The organism is Stenotrophomonas sp. SRS1 (assembly GCF_026130205.1).
In the GTDB taxonomy this organism is placed as follows: Bacteria; Pseudomonadota; Gammaproteobacteria; order Xanthomonadales; family Xanthomonadaceae; genus Stenotrophomonas; species Stenotrophomonas rhizophila_B.
Genome location: NZ_JAINFD010000005.1, coordinates 126095 through 141596 on the forward strand (window position 1 = coordinate 126095; position 15502 = coordinate 141596).

Below are 15502 nucleotides of genomic sequence, written 5' to 3' on the forward strand. Positions count from 1 at the left end.
GTTGAGCTTACTTGATCTGCGCGCGTTTTCCCTGCCCCAAGGCGTACACCTCGGGCGAGCGCTTGCGGGACGCTTCAGGCTTGCGGATCACCACTTTGTCGTACCGGCGGCGCATTTCGCGCACGTAGTCGTCAAAGCCCACGCCCTGGAACAGCTTGATCAGGAACGCGCCACCGGGCTTGAGATGGTTGTCGGCAAAATCCAACGCCAACTCCGCCAGGTGCATCATCCGCGGTTGGTCCACCGCGTCCATTCCACTCTTATTGGGGGCCATATCCGAGAGCACAAGGTCTACCGGCTGATCCCCCACCATGGCTTCGAACTCCGATAGGACGGCTTGCTCCCTGAAGTCACCGTGAAGGAACTCCACGCCGGCCAGCGGCGGCATCTCCAGGATGTCCAGGGCCAGCACCCGGCCGGTATCCCCGATCTGGCGGCGGACCTGCTGTGACCAGCCGCCCGGGGCGGCGCCCAGGTCGACCACGACCATGTGCGGCTTCAGCAGCCGATCACGCTGCAGCAACTCCTCCAGCTTGTAGGCGGCGCGCGAGCGCATGCCTTCGGCCTGGGCCTTCTTCACGAAGGGGTCGGCGAAGTGCTCTTTCAACCAGCGTTGACTGCTTTTGCTACGGGTTGCCATTGAGATGCGGGTCGGATGGGGAGGTCATGATACCCTGATCGCCCCAGTTAACCGCTTGTTCCTGAATGGCTATCGCCCTGACTTCTTCCCAAACCCGTTTCCTCCGCGGCCACGCGCATGATCTGAAAGCCCTGCTCCAGATCGGCGGCAAGGGGGTGACACCGGCCTTCCTGGCTGAACTGGAAGAGGTGCTGGAGCGCCACGAGCTGATCAAGGTCAAGGTTGCCGCCGAAGACCGCGACGCCCGTGACGCCCTGATCGCCGAGCTGGTCAGTGCCAGCGAGAGCGCGCTGGTGCAGCGTATCGGCCACGTGGCCGTGCTGTACCGCCCGAGCAAGGAACAGCGCCAGATCGTCCTGCCGCGCGGCTGATCCCGGAACGCCCATGCAGCTGAGCCACGAAATCCCCGACTACGCCTACGCCCTGCGTGCCGCCGATGGCCGCAGCGCGAAGGTGAATGACCGGACCCTGGCCGCCAGTTTCATCCTGGCCCCGGACACGCTGATCGAAGCCTGGCCGGTGGCCGATATCGCCCAGCTGACCCCGGAAGACCTGCAGCCGGTGCTGGCGCTGAATCCGGCGCTGGTGGTGCTGGGCACGGGCGACACCCAGGTGTTCCCGCCGGCGGCGGTCATGGCCGCGTGCCTGACCCGCGGGATCGGCCTGGAAGTGATGAACAACCCGGCGGCCGCGCGGACCTTCAACATCCTCGCCAGCGAGGGTCGCAAGGTGGCGGCGGCGTTCATCCTGAAGGGGTGAGATCCGGATTTCCGTTCAGAAAAGGCCGCCCTTGAGGCGGCCTTTTTCGTTCTTACTTCGGCGGCAGGTACAGCAGCGGGTCGACCGGCTTGCCGTTGTAGCGGATCTCGAAGTGCAGCATGTCGCGTGCGGCGCCGGTGCGGCCCATCTCCGCGATCTGCTCGCCGGCCTTCACGCTCTGGCCTTCATTGACCAGGCGCTTGCGGTTGTGGCCATACGCCGACAACCACTGGTCGCTGTGCTTGATGATGATCAACTCACCGAAACCGACCAGGCCGGCACCGGAATACACCACCACGCCAGCGGCCGTCGCGCGCACCGGCTGGCCACTGGTGCCGGCGATGTCCACGCCCTGCTTGGTCGCCTCACCGGCGACGAAACGGCCAACGATCGCGCCGTCCGCGGGCCAGCGCCAGCTGATGTTGCTCTTGATCGCCGTGGTCGGCGACGGGGTTGCAGCCGGCGCGGTGCTGCCCGGGCGCGGCGCGGTGACCACGGTGGTCGGCGCGCGGCCCGGACTGCCACCACTGCCGCCCGGGAACAGCCGCAGCGACTGCCCCGGATAGATCGTGTACGGCTCGGCCAGCCCGTTCCACGCGGCCAGATCGCGCGGGGTGATGTTGTGGATGCGCGCGAGTGCATACAACGTGTCGCCACGACGGACGACAGCGGTCTGGCCGGGCTTGGCCACCGAGGTCTGCGGGGTGCTGTGGGCCACACTGCCGCCCGAGCCCGAAGGCCGCACCACGGTGGCGGTGCCACAGGCGCTCAGCGCCGACACCACCAGCAGCAGCGCGCCGGTGCGCACTCCCTTGCTCAAACGATCAGCACTCATGCGAACTTCGCTCTCCATACAAGCCAGGCCACCAGCACGACCACCAGCGCGGTCGCGATCCAGCCCAGCGGTTCAATCCAACGGCGCAGCGCAGCTTCCGCGCGCGGCCCGCCAATACGAATGACCGCCGCCAGCACGTACACGCGCTTGCCACGGCCGATCAACATGCTCAGGAAATACTGCGGCAACGGCACGCCGACGATACCCGATGCCCATGTGAAGACCTTCATCGGGATCGGCATGAAGCCGCCCAGCACCAGGAAGGTGAACACCGCCCACGGCGACTCGGCCATCTTGGCCTGCACGATGGCGATGCCGCCTTCGATGCTGCCCAGCATGCCCAGCGCGGCAAATACCGGCTTGAGCGCTTCGAAGGCGAAATGGCCCAGCGCATAACCCACCAGCGCACCGGCCATCGAGCCGGTCAGACTGAGGGTGGCGAACCACCAGCCGCGTTTGGGTTGGGCAACGCACATCGGCGCCAGCATCACCTCGGGCATCACCGGGAAGATGATCGCCTCGATGAAACTCAACACGGTGAGATAGGTCGGGGCGCGCTCGTGCGCGGCCCACTTCATTGCCCGCTCGTACAGCGGACCAAAAATCTTCATGACGCAACGCTCCTTGGAATCAGTCCAGCATGCCAGACAGCAACGGCACGAACGTGACCGGTGCCAATACCTGCTGTTCAACACTGCCGTCTTCGCGACGGGTCAACTGGATCAGCGACTGCGCCCCGGGGCCACCGACCGGGGCGACCAAGCGGCCGCCGACGGCGAGCTGTTCGACCAGCGCATCGACCAGCGCCGGTGCGGCCGCGGTCACCACGATCGCATCGTAAGGACCGTGCTCGGCCCAGCCGACACGCCCATCGTCATGCTTGCTGCGGATGTTCATGCCCAGCGCGCGGAAGCGCTTGCGCGCCTGGCGCAGCAGATCGCCGATGCGCTCGACCGTGTACACCTCCAGCCCGATCGCGCCCAGCACGGCGGCCTGGTAACCCGAGCCGGTGCCCACTTCCAGCACCGTCTTCGGCGCGGACTGCAGCACCGCTTCGGTCATGCGCGCCACCACCCACGGTTGCGAAATGGTCTGGCCGTGGCCGATCGGCAGCGCGGTGTCTTCATAAGCGCGCGAGGCCAGCGCTTCATCGATGAACAGATGACGCGGCACCACACGGATCGCATTGAGGGTGGCTTCGTCGGTGATGCCGGCGTCGCGCAGGCGGTCGACCAGACGATCGCGGACACGCTGGGAGGTCATGCCGATACCGACGGCTTCGGGCTGCAGGCGCAGGCGTGGGCTCATGCCGGTCGATCCAGTGCGGCGGTCAGCCCCCCGACCCAGCTGGCCACCTTCTCCAGCGCCTGGTAGCGGGTGAGGTCGACCTGGATCGGGGTGATCGAGATGTAGCCGTTGCGCACGGCATGGAAATCCGTGCCGGGGCCCGAATCCTGCTCGCGCCCGGCGGGGCCTATCCAGAACACCTGGTTGCCGCGCGGGTCGCGCTGGGCGATGCAGCCTTCGGCGCGATGCCGGTTGCCCAGGCGGGTCACTTCAAAACCACGCACCTCGCTCCACGGCAGGTCCGGCACGTTGACGTTGAGGATGGTGTCGGCGGGCAGCGGATCGGCTTTGAGGCGGGTCACGATCTCGACCGCGGCGCGCGCGGCGGTCTCGAAATGGCGCGGCTCGTGGTTGTGCGTCACCAGTGACATCGCCACCGCCGGCAGCCCGAGGAAACGCCCCTCCATCGCCGCCGAAACGGTGCCGGAATAGATGACGTCGTCGCCGAGGTTGGCCGCGTTGTTGATGCCCGACACCACCATGTCCGGCTCGTACTCGAGCATGCCGGTCAAGGCCAGATGCACGCAGTCGGTGGGCGTGCCGGCCACCGAGCAGGTGTAGTGGTCGATGCGCTTCATGCGGATCGGCAGGTCCAGAGTCAGCGAATTGCTGGCACCGGACCGATCACGATCCGGCGCGACCACGGTCACTTCATGACCAGCGTCACGCAATACCGTGGCGAGCATCTTGATGCCCGGTGCATCGACACCGTCGTCGTTGCTGACCAGAATCCGCATCTGCGATTTAACCGCTTGATTTTTCAAGACTTCGATTCCATCACTTCCCACTGTTGGCGGCGGTGGCCCAGCCCCTTCCGGGGAATGACGACCGCGCAAGTGCGTCAGCTATTGTGCCGCAAGCGGACAGATCGTCCTACCCCGATAACGGTAGGCATCGCCCCTCCTGCCCATTAGGCTGTACGCATGTCACATCCTGAAGACGAAGATCCCGCTGCCCTGTTCCGGGCCGCCATCGGCGAGGTCACGCCCCTGCGCAAGGTGGTCACGCCGCCGCCGGCCACGCCGCGGCCGAAGCCGCGCGCGCGGATGGCCGAGCAGGATGAACAGGAGGCGCGCGGGGAGTTCGCCCGGCTGCTGCGCGACAGCAGCCCTCTGGAGGCTGGCGATACGGCGAGCTACCGGCGTGAGAATCTGCCGCCGCGGATGTTCCAGCGGCTCAAGCGCGGCCAGTATTCCGTGCAGGACGAACTGGACCTGCATGGTGCAACCGTGGCCCAGGCCGAGGCGCTGGTCCGGCAGTTCCTGGTGGAAGCGCATGCCCATGAGTACGGCTGCGTGCGCATCATCCACGGCAAGGGGCTGCAGTCCGATGGCGGCGCACCGGTGTTGAAGAATCTGGTCGATCGCCTGCTGCGCCTGCGCAACGATGTGCTGGCCTTTCATTCCGCGCCCGCCGGCCAAGGTGGGACTGGCGCGGTGCTGGTGCTGCTGGCGAACCGGTAGCGCCACCCGCACACCCGCATGGCGTGGCTCTACGCCTCCGGTGCGGCCTGGCTGGCGTCGTCCACCGGACCCAGCTCGTGCAGCACCGCCGTGGCATAGCAGCCCGGCGGCAGCGCGAAGCTCAGTTCCAGCACGTCCGGGGCCAGCCACTGGTGCTGCAGCATGGCCGGACGCAGACGCAGCGCGCGGCGTTCCTGCTTCAGGCGGGCGCTTTCCAGGCCGGCACGCAGTGCAAGCGACTGTTCATCGGCGACAGCGCCCAGCTCCAGCTCCGCGGCGGCACCGGTGCTGCGCAGCTCACCCTCGCCCCACAACGGGCCGCTGGGGTGGATGTCGAAGCGACCGAGGCGATCGGCCAGCAGATCGGTCCACGGCTCCGGGCCGAAGACACTGCGGCTGCCATCGAGCATCCAGACCTCGCCGTCCAGCGGGGTGTCCCAGTTGCCCTGCTCCACGCGCGCCGCCAGCACCTGGTTGAACAGTGCAGAGCGCGCGGCCGAGAGCAGCAGCGAGCGCTGATCGGGCCGCATGCGGCGGCCACCGAACATCGCCAGTGCGGCCGGTACGTTGCCACCATCGCGACCGAAGCGCTGCTCACCGAACCAGTTCGGCAGGCCGCGCGAGGCGATATGGGACAGGCGCTCTTCGATGGCTGCGGCATCGCCGCGCACTTCGCGCAGCACCAGCTTGAAGCGGTTGCCAGCCAGCGCACCGCGCTGCAGCTTGCGGTTGTGCCAGGTCGACTCGACCACCTCGATCTCATCCGAGGCCAGCAGCGCCGGATCCGGCGCCACGCGCTTGGGCAGGTGCACGCTGAAGCGCTGCGTGGTGACCGCGTGGCGATCCTTCATGCCCGCGTAGCTGACCGCCATGTCCGGCAGGCCGGCCCACTTGGCCAGCACCTTGGCCACGTGCACCGTGTTCGCCCCGCGCTTGCGGATCGTCAACAGCAGGTGCTCGCCCTCGCCGCTCGGCTCGAACGCCGGCAGTTCGTCGACCTGGAAATCCTCGGGCGTGGTGCGGATCTTCGCGCTGAGCAGCGGCGCACCGAACGCCAGCGGCAACGGGATCACAGGGCCACCAACAGCACGCTGGCCTGGGCGGCGATGCCCTCGCTGCGGCCGGTGAAGCCCAGCTTCTCGGACGTGGTGGCCTTCACGCTCACGCAGTCCAACGCAATGCCGAGCACGGCAGCGATGCGCTCACGCATGGCCAGCGCGTGCGGACCGACCTTGGGCCGCTCGCAGATCACGGTGATGTCGGTATTGCCGACCTGCCAGCCGCGCTCGCGCAGCAGCCCGTTGCAATGATCCAGCAGGTGCGCGCTGTCCGCGCCCTTCCAGCGCATGTCGGTCGGCGGGAAATGCACGCCGATGTCGCCCAGTGCCAGCGCACCGAGCATCGCATCGCACAGCGCATGCAGGATCACATCGCCGTCGCTGTGCGCGAGCACGCCGCAGCTGTGCGCGACGCGGATACCGCCGAGCATGATGTGGTCGCCCTCGCCGAAGGCATGGACGTCGTAGCCCTGTCCGATGCGGAAGGGAGGAAACTGGGGCGTGGTCATTGCAAGAACCTGCGGTTGGGTGCGGTGCGTGCGGACGTCAGGGGTCGCGACGCGACAACACGAATTCGAAACGGGACAGGTCAGCCGGGGTGGTGACCTTGAAGTTGTCTTCGCTGCCTTCCACCAGCAGCGGGCGCAGCCCCTGGCGCTCCATGGCCATGGCCTCGTCGGTGACCTCCACGCCGGCGTCGGCCGCCTCCTGCAGCGCGCGCGCCAACTGGTAGCGGCGGAACAGCTGCGGGGTCAGCGCACGCCACAGGCGTTCACGCGGCTCGGTGGCATCGATACCGCCGTCATCGCCGGCACGCTTGAGCGTGTCGCGCACGGGCGCGGCCAGGATCGCCCCGACCGGGTCGGCACGGCCGACTTCCAGCAGGCGACCGAGATCGGCAGCGGCCAGGTTCGGGCGTGCGGCGTCGTGCACCAGCACGAAATCATCGGCGCGCACGTCATCGGGCAACGCATGCAGGCCGGCCAGCACCGAGCCGGCGCGTGTCGCACCGCCGATGCAGGTCAGGATGGGTTTGTCCGCCAGTGACTGCCAGCCCGGCCAGTCGGCGTCGTTCTCGGCGACCACCACCATCACCCCGGCCACGACCGGGTGCGAGAGCAGCGCCTCGAGAGTATGGGCCAGCAACACGCGGTCGCCGGCCAGCAGATACTGCTTGGGCGTGGGCCCGCCGAAGCGGGTGCCACGGCCAGCAGCAGGCACCACCGCCCAGATGCCCGCCATCAGGGCACATCCTGGTGCGGCGCATCCGGATCGGTGACGGCCGTCGGCGCACGCGGCGGCGGTACCGGCGCGTCTTCGACCACGCGGTAGAACTTCTCGCCGGGCTTGATCATGCCCAGCTCGCTGCGCGCGCGTTCTTCGATGGCGGCCTCGCCTTCCTTGAGGTCCTTGACCTCCGCAGCGAGCGCATCGTTGCGCTGCTGCAGGCCGGCGTTGTCCCGCTTCTGGTTCTCGACCTGGGCCTCGAGCATCATCACTTCGCCCGAGTTGCCCGGTCCAAACCAGAAGCGGTACTGCAGCCATGCGAGCAGCAGCGCGAGCACCAGCAGCAGCCAGCGCCAGTTGCGCATGGGATCAGCGCTTCAGCGACACGAACGCGTCACGACCGGCGTAACGCGCGCCGGCACCGAGGGCTTCCTCGATACGCAGCAGCTGGTTGTACTTGGCCACGCGATCGCTGCGGCACAGCGAGCCGGTCTTGATCTGGGTGGCGGTGGTGGCCACGGCGATGTCGGCGATGGTGGTGTCTTCGGTTTCGCCCGAACGGTGCGAGACGATCGAGGCGTAGTTGGCCGCGTGCGCCATGGCGATCGCTTCCAGGGTCTCGGTCAGGGTGCCGATCTGGTTGACCTTGATCAGGATCGCGTTGGCGGTGCCGGACTCGATGCCTTCCTTGAAGATCTTCGGATTGGTGACGAACAGATCGTCGCCCACCAGTTGCACCTTGTTGCCGATGCGGTCGGTCAGCAGCTTCCAGCCGGCCCAGTCGTTCTCGGCCAGGCCGTCTTCGATGGTCACGATCGGGTACTGCGCGGCCCAGTCGGCCAGGAAGTCGACGAACTGCTCGGAGGTCAGGCGCTTGTTCTCGCCGACCAGGTTGTACTTGCCGTTCTCGTAGAACTCGCTGGAGGCCACGTCCAGACCCAGCAGCACGTCTTCACCGGCGGTGTAGCCGGCCTTGCCGATGGCTTCCAGGATGGTGTCCAGTGCCTCGACGTTGCTGCGGAAGTCCGGCGCGAAGCCGCCTTCGTCGCCCACCGCCGTGCTCAGGCCATGGCCCTTGAGCACCGACTTGAGCGAATGGAAGATTTCGGTACCGGCACGCAGCGACTCGGAGAACGAGGTGAAGCCGACCGGCAGCACCATGAATTCCTGGAAATCGACGTTGTTGTCGGCATGCGCGCCGCCGTTGATGATGTTCATCATCGGCACCGGCAGGGTGACGTCGCGGCCGTTGGCCAGGTGCTGCCACAGCGCCTGCTTCTTCGAGGCGGCCACGGCGTGGGCATTGGCCAGCGAAACCCCCAGCAGCGCATTCGCGCCCAGGCGGCCCTTGTTCTCGGTGCCATCCAGATCGATCAGGCGGCGGTCGAGGCCCTCCTGGTCGGCGGCATCAAAGCCCTTCAGCGCGGTCGCGATGGTGGTGTTGACGTTGGACACGGCGTTGCGCACGCCCTTGCCCAGGTAACGGGTCTTGTCGCCGTCACGCAGCTCCACGGCTTCCTTGGTGCCGGTCGAGGCACCCGAGGGCACGGCGGCACGACCGAAGGAGCCGTCCTCGAGGATGACTTCGGCTTCCAGCGTGGGGTTGCCACGGCTGTCGAGGATTTCACGGGCGTGGATGCTGCGGATCGTGGTCATAGCGGGCCGGTTACCAGTCAGAGAGGGGAGGCGCCGCCAATGCAGCGCCGAAACAAACATGCCGCGTGATTATCCCTGCACACCCGTCACTTGCCAAATCGGCGTGGGCGCGGACAGCCTGCCAACCACACTGGAGTTGCTCGGAACCAGCGACGGGATCACCAACACCACCAGCAGCAACGCCAGCAATGCCAGCGCGACGCCGCCACCGGCCGGTTGCCGGCGCAGCCGGAACGCCAGCACGCTGGCGATCACACAGGACAGCGCGGCGGTGCCGGTCAGCGACAGCGTCACCAGCAGCATCGGCATCACCGAGCGCAATGCGTTGTCGCCATCGCCGGGCGAACCGACGCTGGCGAACATCAGCACGACCTGCAGGAACACCCCGCACCAGACCGCGATCGCCGCGCCCAGCGCAATCCAGCCCCAGGCCCACCCACGCCAGCCGCGGCGCACCGCGGGTGACGCCGGAACGTCACCCATCATGCGAAGCGCGAGAACCCGTGCTTCTTGGTGACCGCGTCGAGCTCCATCAGGGTTTCCAGCAGCTCTTCCATGCGGTCCAGCGGCCATGCGTTGGGGCCATCGGACAGCGCCTTGGACGGATCCGGGTGGGTCTCGGCGAACAGGCCCGACACACCGACAGCGACCGCCGCACGCGCCAGTACCGGCACGAACTCGCGCTGGCCACCGGAGCTGTTGCCCTGCCCGCCCGGCAGCTGCACCGAATGGGTGGCATCGAACACGACCGGGCAGCCGGTATCGCGCATCACCGACAGCGAGCGCATGTCGCTGACCAGGTTGTTGTAGCCGAAGCTGGCACCGCGCTCGCAGACCATGATGTCCTGGTTGCCGGTGGCCTTGGCCTTCTCCACGACAGGCTTCATGTCCCACGGGGACAGGAACTGACCCTTCTTGATGTTCACCGGCTTGCCGGTCGCGCACACCTTGGTGATGAAGTCGGTCTGTCGCACCAGGAACGCCGGGGTCTGCAGCACGTCCACCACCGAGGCCACTTCGTCCATCGGGGTGTATTCGTGCACGTCGGTCAGCACCGGCACGCCGATCTGCTTCTTCACTTCGGCCAGGACCTTCAGGCCTTCTTCCATGCCCGGACCGCGGAAGGCGGTGCCCGAGGTGCGGTTGGCCTTGTCGAAGCTCGACTTGAAGATGAAGTTGATGCCGAGGCGATCGGTGATTTCCTTCAACTTGCCCGCCACGTCCAGCTGCAGCTGCATCGACTCGATCACACACGGGCCGGCGATCAGGAACAGGGGCTGGTCCAGCCCGACGTCGAATCCACACAGTTTCATGGCATTTCCTTGTTGTCCGGCGAACGCTGGCCAGGCCAGCCGCCGTGGGTGATTAATGAGGCCGCGATCAGGCCGCTGCGTCCTGCGCCAGCTTGCCACCGGCCTTGCGCTCGCGCGCGGCACGGATGAAGCCGATGAACAGCGGGTGGCCCTCGCGCGGCGTGGACAGGAACTCCGGGTGCGCCTGGCAGGCCAGGAACCACGGGTGCTGATCACGCGGCAGTTCGATGACTTCCACCAGAGTGTCATCCATCGATTTGCCGGCGATCACCAGGCCCGCATCTTCCAGCTGGGTGCGGTAGCGGTTGTTGAACTCGTAGCGGTGGCGGTGACGCTCGGAGACCACATCCTTGCCGTACAGCTCGCGGGCCAGCGTGCCCGGCTTCAGGCGCTGCTCCTGCAGGCCCAGGCGCATGGTGCCGCCCAGATCGCTCTTGTCGTCGCGCTTCTCGACATCGCCGGTGGCGGTGCGCCATTCGGTGATCAGGCCGATCACCGGGTTCGGCGACTGGCGATCGTTCTCAGTGCTGTTGGCGCCTTCCAGGCCAGCCACGTGGCGGGCGAAATCGACCACCGCGGCCTGCATGCCGTAGCAGATGCCGAAGTACGGCACATTCTGCTCACGGGCGAACTGCGAGCTCAGCACCTTGCCTTCGAAGCCACGATCGCCGAAGCCGCCCGGCACCAGGATGCCGTCAACGTCCTTGAGTGCGGCCAGGTCGCTGTCTTCCAGCTCCTGCGCTTCGAGCCACTTCAGGTTGACCTTGGTGCGCTGGCGCAGGCCGCCGTGCTTGAGCGCCTCGCCGACCGACTTGTAGGCGTCCTGGTGATCGACATACTTGCCGACCACCGCGATGGTGACCTCGTCCAGCGGGTGCAGCGTGGCATCCACCGCCGCTTCCCACTCGGCCAGATCGACCGGACCGGCCTTGTCGCCGAGCTTGAGCTGGTTGACGACGATGTCGTCCAGACCCTGCGCGTGCAGGCCCATCGGGATGCGGTACAGCACGTCCACGTCCGGCACGCTGATCACGGCGCGCTCGGAGACGTTGGTGAACTGGGCGATCTTGCGGCGCTCCGAATCCGGCACGACCTGCTCGGAACGGCACAGCAGCACGTCCGGCTGGATGCCGATCGAGCGCAGTTCCTTGACCGAGTGCTGGGTCGGCTTGGTCTTCAGTTCGCCAGCGGCGGCGATGTACGGCACCAGGGTCAGGTGCATGAACAGCGCCTTCTCCGGGCCGCGCTCGGTGCGTACCTGGCGGATCGCTTCCAGGAACGGCAGCGACTCGATGTCGCCCACGGTGCCGCCGATCTCCACCAGCGCCACGTCGAAGCCTTCGGTGGCCTCGTCCATGCAGCGGCGGATTTCATCGGTAATGTGCGGGATGACCTGCACGGTGGCGCCCAGGTAGTCGCCGCGGCGCTCCTTGCGGATCACGTTCTCGTAGATGCGGCCGGTGGTGACCGAGTTCTTGCGGCTCAGGCGGGTGCGCACGAAGCGCTCGTAATGGCCCAGGTCCAGATCGGTCTCGGCGCCATCGTCGGTGACATAGACCTCACCGTGCTGGAACGGGCTCATGGTGCCCGGGTCGACGTTGATGTACGGATCGAGCTTCATCATCGTCACCCGCAGGCCGCGGGCCTCGAGGATGGCGGCAAGCGACGCGGCGGCGATGCCTTTGCCGAGCGAGGACACTACGCCGCCGGTTACGAAGATCAAGGGAGTCATGGCTGGGGGTGTCCTGTCAGGAAGGGGGAAACGGCGCCGGCGCGCGGGGCGACGGACGACGTAAAGGGGGAAATCGAAAGGATCCGGCTGGCGGCGGCGTCTTCACGCGCCAGGACCGGGATCAGGGGGGATGCGGTGCGGGAGTGGGTCAGCGACGTCGGGTCAGCCGTGCCGGCCGCTGTCTGGACCGTCACCTCCTGCCTACCCTGCTGGCGATCGCGCACGATCAGGCCAGTCCATTCGCTGATGGATGACACGCACTACTCCCGGAAAGCCATAGTTTACAGATTGACGGCCTCCAGCCCAAGGGGCGGATGACGGTCTTCACATAAAAAACGCCCCGGCCAGGCCGGGGCGTCGGTAATCAGGCAACAGGAATCAGCGCTTCTTCCGCGCTTCTTCTTCCTCTTCCTTCTGCGGGGCCTGCTCGCCCTTGGCCTTCATTTCGGCCGTGGCGGCGGCGCGGCGCTTGGCCTTGGCATCCGCCTCAGCCTGTGCCTTGTCGGCCTGTTCGCCCTGCTGCGGCGTGGGCTGGCCCTGTCCGGCGTTCTGGGCCAGTGCCATGGGCACGGCCACGACGGCGGCGGCGATGGCAACGATGGTCAGCAACTTCTTCATGGGGTGCTCCTCGCGGTATGGCATGGAATGGGGCGCCGGAGGCTCCGGTTTCCCATCCAGCACAGTCTATCGCGCCCCGGTCGGCCGCCCCCTGAACGTGTGGCGTGCAAAAAACCCGTCCAGACCGCAAACTTCGCCGTCGCATTGCGCTTTATGAAGACAGATGAACGCCCGCTATAACGCCGCCGATATTGAAGTCCTGTCCGGCCTGGACCCGGTCAAGCGCCGCCCTGGCATGTACACCGACACCGCGCGCCCGAACCATCTGGCGCAGGAAGTCATCGACAATGCCGTCGACGAAGCCTTGGCCGGACACGCCCACACGGTCGACGTCACGCTGTTCAAGGACGGCAGCTGCGAAGTCAGCGATGACGGCCGTGGCATGCCCGTGGACATCCACCCCGAGGAGAAGATCCCCGGCGTCGAACTGATCCTGACCCGCCTTCACGCGGGCGGCAAGTTCAACAACAAGAACTACACTTTCTCCGGCGGCCTGCATGGCGTTGGTGTCAGCGTGGTCAACGCGTTGTCCACCCTGGTCGAAGTGCACATCAAGCGCGAGGGGAGCGAACACCGCATCACCTTCCGCAACGGCGACCGCGCCACCCCGCTGGAAGTGGTCGGCAGCGTCGGCAAGAAGAACACCGGTACCCGCGTGCGCTTCTGGGCCGACCCGAAGTACTTCGACACACCCAAGTACAACCTGCGTGGGCTGCGCCACCTGCTGCGCGCCAAGGCCGTGCTGTGCCCGGGCCTGACCGTGAAGCTTCACGATGAAGCCACCGGCGAGCAGGACACCTGGTACTACGAGGATGGCCTGAGCGATTACCTCAAGGCCGAACTCGGCGAGCGCGAGATGCTGCCGGCCGACCTGTTCGTGGGTCACCTCAAGAAAGAAAACGAGATCGTGGACTGGGCCCTGGCCTGGATCCCCGAGGGCGAACTGGTCCAGGAAAGCTACGTCAACCTGATCCCGACCGCCCAGCACGGCACCCACGCCAACGGCCTGCGCACCGGCCTGACCGAGGCGCTGCGCGAGTTCTGCGACTTCCGCAACCTGCTGCCGCGTGGCGTCAAGCTGGCCCCGGAAGATGTCTGGGACCGCGTGTCGTTCGTGCTGTCGCTGAAGATGACCGACCCGCAGTTCAGCGGCCAGACCAAGGAACGCCTGTCCTCGCGCCAGGCCGCCGGGTTCGTCGAAGGCGCCGCGCACGATGCCTTCAGCCTGCTGCTCAACCAGAACGTCGCATTGGGCGAGCAGATCGCGCAGCTGGCCATCGAGCGCGCCAGTGCGCGTTTGAAGACCGAAAAGCTGGTGACCCGCAAGAAGGTCACCCAGGGCCCCGCCCTGCCCGGCAAGCTGGCCGACTGCATCAGCCAGGACCTGTCGCGCACCGAGCTGTTCCTGGTCGAAGGCGACTCCGCAGGCGGCAGCGCCAAGCAGGCCCGTGACAAGGACTTCCAGGCGATCCTGCCGCTGCGCGGCAAGATCCTCAACACCTGGGAAGTGTCCTCGGGCAGCGTGCTGGCCTCCGAAGAAGTGCACAACCTGGCCATCGCGATCGGCTGCGACCCGGGCAAGGACGACATCGCCGGCCTGCGTTACGGCAAGGTCGTCATCCTGGCCGACGCCGACTCGGACGGCCTGCACATTGCGACCCTGCTGACCGCGCTGTTCCTCAAGCACTTCCCGGCGCTGGTCGATGCCGGCCACGTGTTCGTGGCGATGCCGCCACTGTTCCGTGTCGACGTGGGCAAGCAGGTGTTCTACGCGCTGGACGAGGAAGAGAAGCGCACGATGCTGGACAAGATCGAGCGCGAGAAGATCAAGGGCCAGATCAGCGTGACCCGCTTCAAGGGCCTGGGTGAAATGAATCCGCAGCAGCTGCGTGAGTCCACCATCCATCCCGATACGCGCCGTCTGGTGCAGCTGACCATCGATGACGGCGAGCAGACCCATTCGCTGATGGACATGCTGCTGGCCAAGAAGCGTGCGAGCGACCGCAAGGGCTGGCTGGAAAAGAAGGGCGATCTGGCTTCACTGGAGGTCTGATCGGCCCCTTGTGATCCTGAAGAAACCCGCCTTCCGGCGGGTTTTTTCTTGGCGCGGGAACACGCCAGGCATGGATGCACGCGGTAGGAGCGGCTACCTTGGCCGCACCACGATCACGGGAACCCGCATGCCGTTCGACCCGACCCTGCAGCTGGAGAGCGAACGCCTGGTGCTGACCCCGATCCGCGCGACAGACGCCCAGGCGTTGTTTGCGATCCAGTCCGACCGTGCGGTAATGCGCTACTGGAACCATCCGGCGTGGACCGACCTCAAACAGGCCTATGTGCAGATCCTCGACGATCTGGCCGCGATCGATGCCGGCACGCAGCTCAAACTGGCGATCCGTGAACGTGCGGACGGGCCGCTGCTGGGGATCGTAGTGGTGTTCGCGATCGACGAAACGTCCAGGCGCGCGGAGATCGGGTATCACCTAGCCCCGTCGGCACAGGGCAAGGGCTACATGCACGAGGCGCTGTCACGGTTCGTGGCGTATCTGTTCGATGTGCTGCGCCTGCGGCGCCTGGAGGCGGAGATCGATCCGCGCAACGTGCCCTCGGCGAAGGTGCTGGAGCGGCTCGGCTTCCTGCGCGAGGGGCTGCTGCGCGAGCGCTGGCGGGTCGCCGGCGAGCTATCCGATTCTGCCGTGTATGGGCTGCTGGCACGGGAGTGGCAGGGGCCAGGAAGCGCAGCCTCGGGATGAGCGCCGCACGAAACACCGCTGGCCATCCCGGCCCATGCTTCCGCCTTGCTCCACGAAAAAGCCCACCTTTCGGCGGGCTTTTCGATGTTCAACCGTGCGGA

Annotated in this window: 19 protein-coding genes; 5 read left to right on the forward strand and 14 right to left on the reverse strand. The window is 66.7% G+C overall.

What is annotated here, in order from left to right; translation table 11 throughout:
- Positions 1 to 7: 7 nt before the first annotated feature.
- On the reverse strand, positions 8 to 640 hold the full coding sequence (gene rlmE, locus K4043_RS17590) for a 23S rRNA (uridine(2552)-2'-O)-methyltransferase RlmE (protein ID WP_123728908.1): 633 nt from the start codon (positions 638 to 640) through the stop codon (positions 8 to 10).
- Between the two features lie 65 nt (positions 641 to 705).
- Between rlmE and yhbY the strand changes: the two genes are divergently transcribed.
- Positions 706 to 1011: a ribosome assembly RNA-binding protein YhbY gene (gene yhbY, locus K4043_RS17595; protein ID WP_123728907.1), complete on the forward strand. Its 306-nt coding sequence runs from the start codon at positions 706 to 708 to the stop codon at positions 1009 to 1011.
- A 13-nt stretch (positions 1012 to 1024) separates the two neighbouring features.
- The gene (locus tag K4043_RS17600) at positions 1025 to 1399 is read left to right on the forward strand and encodes an Mth938-like domain-containing protein (RefSeq protein WP_123728906.1); all 375 of its coding nucleotides are present in this window, start codon (positions 1025 to 1027) and stop codon (positions 1397 to 1399) included.
- A 52-nt stretch (positions 1400 to 1451) separates the two neighbouring features.
- Here the strand turns inward: K4043_RS17600 and K4043_RS17605 are convergent, their stop codons facing one another.
- The 4 genes from K4043_RS17605 to surE are packed head-to-tail and all read right to left on the reverse strand — an operon-like array spanning position 1452 to position 4318.
- A complete protein-coding gene (locus tag K4043_RS17605; protein ID WP_265310087.1) occupies positions 1452 to 2234 on the reverse strand; it encodes a peptidoglycan DD-metalloendopeptidase family protein in 783 nt (260 codons plus the stop codon).
- Positions 2231 to 2845 carry a YqaA family protein gene (locus K4043_RS17610; RefSeq protein WP_123728904.1) on the reverse strand — a complete coding sequence of 205 codons (615 nt, stop codon included), beginning with the start codon at positions 2843 to 2845 and terminating at the stop codon, positions 2231 to 2233. Before K4043_RS17610 ends, K4043_RS17605 begins: the two co-directional genes overlap by 4 nt.
- A gap of 19 nt (positions 2846 to 2864) precedes the next feature.
- A complete protein-coding gene (locus K4043_RS17615; protein WP_123728903.1) occupies positions 2865 to 3542 on the reverse strand; it encodes a protein-L-isoaspartate(D-aspartate) O-methyltransferase in 678 nt (225 codons plus the stop codon).
- Positions 3539 to 4318 carry a 5'/3'-nucleotidase SurE gene (gene surE / locus K4043_RS17620; RefSeq protein WP_123728902.1) on the reverse strand — a complete coding sequence of 260 codons (780 nt, stop codon included), beginning with the start codon at positions 4316 to 4318 and terminating at the stop codon, positions 3539 to 3541. The genes K4043_RS17615 and surE overlap by 4 nt, the downstream gene beginning before the upstream one ends.
- A gap of 186 nt (positions 4319 to 4504) precedes the next feature.
- On the opposite strand from surE, the gene K4043_RS17625 reads away from it, so the two are divergent.
- Positions 4505 to 5044, forward strand: coding sequence for a Smr/MutS family protein (locus tag K4043_RS17625; RefSeq protein ID WP_123728901.1), 540 nt, complete (start codon positions 4505 to 4507; stop codon positions 5042 to 5044).
- Between the two features lie 29 nt (positions 5045 to 5073).
- Here the strand turns inward: K4043_RS17625 and truD are convergent, their stop codons facing one another.
- The 9 genes from truD to K4043_RS17670 form a co-directional block, all read right to left on the reverse strand.
- A complete protein-coding gene (gene truD / locus K4043_RS17630) occupies positions 5074 to 6117 on the reverse strand; it encodes a tRNA pseudouridine(13) synthase TruD (RefSeq protein WP_265310088.1) in 1044 nt (347 codons plus the stop codon).
- Positions 6114 to 6611 (reverse strand): 2-C-methyl-D-erythritol 2,4-cyclodiphosphate synthase, encoded by a 498-nt coding sequence (gene ispF, locus K4043_RS17635; RefSeq protein ID WP_265310089.1) that lies wholly within the window; start codon positions 6609 to 6611, stop codon positions 6114 to 6116. Before ispF ends, truD begins: the two co-directional genes overlap by 4 nt.
- 37 nt (positions 6612 to 6648) lie before the next feature.
- The gene (gene ispD, locus K4043_RS17640; RefSeq protein ID WP_265310175.1) at positions 6649 to 7347 is read right to left on the reverse strand and encodes a 2-C-methyl-D-erythritol 4-phosphate cytidylyltransferase; all 699 of its coding nucleotides are present in this window, start codon (positions 7345 to 7347) and stop codon (positions 6649 to 6651) included.
- Entirely contained in the window at positions 7344 to 7694 is a 351-nt protein-coding gene (ftsB, locus tag K4043_RS17645) for a cell division protein FtsB (RefSeq protein WP_265310090.1), read from the reverse strand. The genes ispD and ftsB overlap by 4 nt, the downstream gene beginning before the upstream one ends.
- A 4-nt stretch (positions 7695 to 7698) precedes the next feature.
- Positions 7699 to 8985 carry a phosphopyruvate hydratase gene (gene eno, locus K4043_RS17650; RefSeq protein WP_121041757.1) on the reverse strand — a complete coding sequence of 429 codons (1287 nt, stop codon included), beginning with the start codon at positions 8983 to 8985 and terminating at the stop codon, positions 7699 to 7701.
- Between the two features lie 69 nt (positions 8986 to 9054).
- Positions 9055 to 9471 (reverse strand): hypothetical protein, encoded by a 417-nt coding sequence (locus tag K4043_RS17655; RefSeq protein ID WP_260232178.1) that lies wholly within the window; start codon positions 9469 to 9471, stop codon positions 9055 to 9057.
- On the reverse strand, positions 9468 to 10298 hold the full coding sequence (gene kdsA / locus K4043_RS17660; RefSeq protein ID WP_088433181.1) for a 3-deoxy-8-phosphooctulonate synthase: 831 nt from the start codon (positions 10296 to 10298) through the stop codon (positions 9468 to 9470). The genes K4043_RS17655 and kdsA overlap by 4 nt, the downstream gene beginning before the upstream one ends.
- Positions 10299 to 10365: 67 nt before the next feature.
- Positions 10366 to 12030 (reverse strand): CTP synthase, encoded by a 1665-nt coding sequence (locus K4043_RS17665; protein ID WP_123728895.1) that lies wholly within the window; start codon positions 12028 to 12030, stop codon positions 10366 to 10368.
- 378 nt (positions 12031 to 12408) lie between these two features.
- Positions 12409 to 12648: a hypothetical protein gene (locus K4043_RS17670; protein ID WP_088433184.1), complete on the reverse strand. Its 240-nt coding sequence runs from the start codon at positions 12646 to 12648 to the stop codon at positions 12409 to 12411.
- Positions 12649 to 12811: 163 nt separating this feature from the next.
- Between K4043_RS17670 and parE the strand changes: the two genes are divergently transcribed.
- Together parE and K4043_RS17680 are read left to right on the forward strand one after the other, a co-directional pair.
- Positions 12812 to 14701, forward strand: a complete 1890-nt coding sequence (gene parE, locus K4043_RS17675; protein ID WP_265310091.1) for a DNA topoisomerase IV subunit B — start codon at positions 12812 to 12814, stop codon at positions 14699 to 14701.
- Between the two features lie 127 nt (positions 14702 to 14828).
- Entirely contained in the window at positions 14829 to 15401 is a 573-nt protein-coding gene (locus K4043_RS17680) for a GNAT family protein (protein ID WP_265310176.1), read from the forward strand.
- Positions 15402 to 15502 lie beyond the last annotated feature (101 nt).

Coding starts and splice junctions, on each gene's coding strand:
- rlmE (WP_123728908.1), bottom strand. CDS start 640: ATGGCAACCCGTAGCAAAAGCAGTCAACGCTGGTTGAAAGAGCACTTC.
- yhbY (WP_123728907.1), top strand. CDS start 706: ATGGCTATCGCCCTGACTTCTTCCCAAACCCGTTTCCTCCGCGGCCAC.
- K4043_RS17600 (WP_123728906.1), top strand. CDS start 1,025: ATGCAGCTGAGCCACGAAATCCCCGACTACGCCTACGCCCTGCGTGCC.
- K4043_RS17605 (WP_265310087.1), bottom strand. CDS start 2,234: ATGAGTGCTGATCGTTTGAGCAAGGGAGTGCGCACCGGCGCGCTGCTG.
- K4043_RS17610 (WP_123728904.1), bottom strand. CDS start 2,845: ATGAAGATTTTTGGTCCGCTGTACGAGCGGGCAATGAAGTGGGCCGCG.
- K4043_RS17615 (WP_123728903.1), bottom strand. CDS start 3,542: ATGAGCCCACGCCTGCGCCTGCAGCCCGAAGCCGTCGGTATCGGCATG.
- surE (WP_123728902.1), bottom strand. CDS start 4,318: ATGCGGATTCTGGTCAGCAACGACGACGGTGTCGATGCACCGGGCATC.
- K4043_RS17625 (WP_123728901.1), top strand. CDS start 4,505: ATGTCACATCCTGAAGACGAAGATCCCGCTGCCCTGTTCCGGGCCGCC.
- ispF (WP_265310089.1), bottom strand. CDS start 6,611: ATGACCACGCCCCAGTTTCCTCCCTTCCGCATCGGACAGGGCTACGAC.
- ftsB (WP_265310090.1), bottom strand. CDS start 7,694: ATGCGCAACTGGCGCTGGCTGCTGCTGGTGCTCGCGCTGCTGCTCGCA.
- eno (WP_121041757.1), bottom strand. CDS start 8,985: ATGACCACGATCCGCAGCATCCACGCCCGTGAAATCCTCGACAGCCGT.
- K4043_RS17655 (WP_260232178.1), bottom strand. CDS start 9,471: ATGATGGGTGACGTTCCGGCGTCACCCGCGGTGCGCCGCGGCTGGCGT.
- kdsA (WP_088433181.1), bottom strand. CDS start 10,298: ATGAAACTGTGTGGATTCGACGTCGGGCTGGACCAGCCCCTGTTCCTG.
- K4043_RS17665 (WP_123728895.1), bottom strand. CDS start 12,030: ATGACTCCCTTGATCTTCGTAACCGGCGGCGTAGTGTCCTCGCTCGGC.
- K4043_RS17670 (WP_088433184.1), bottom strand. CDS start 12,648: ATGAAGAAGTTGCTGACCATCGTTGCCATCGCCGCCGCCGTCGTGGCC.
- parE (WP_265310091.1), top strand. CDS start 12,812: ATGAACGCCCGCTATAACGCCGCCGATATTGAAGTCCTGTCCGGCCTG.
- K4043_RS17680 (WP_265310176.1), top strand. CDS start 14,829: ATGCCGTTCGACCCGACCCTGCAGCTGGAGAGCGAACGCCTGGTGCTG.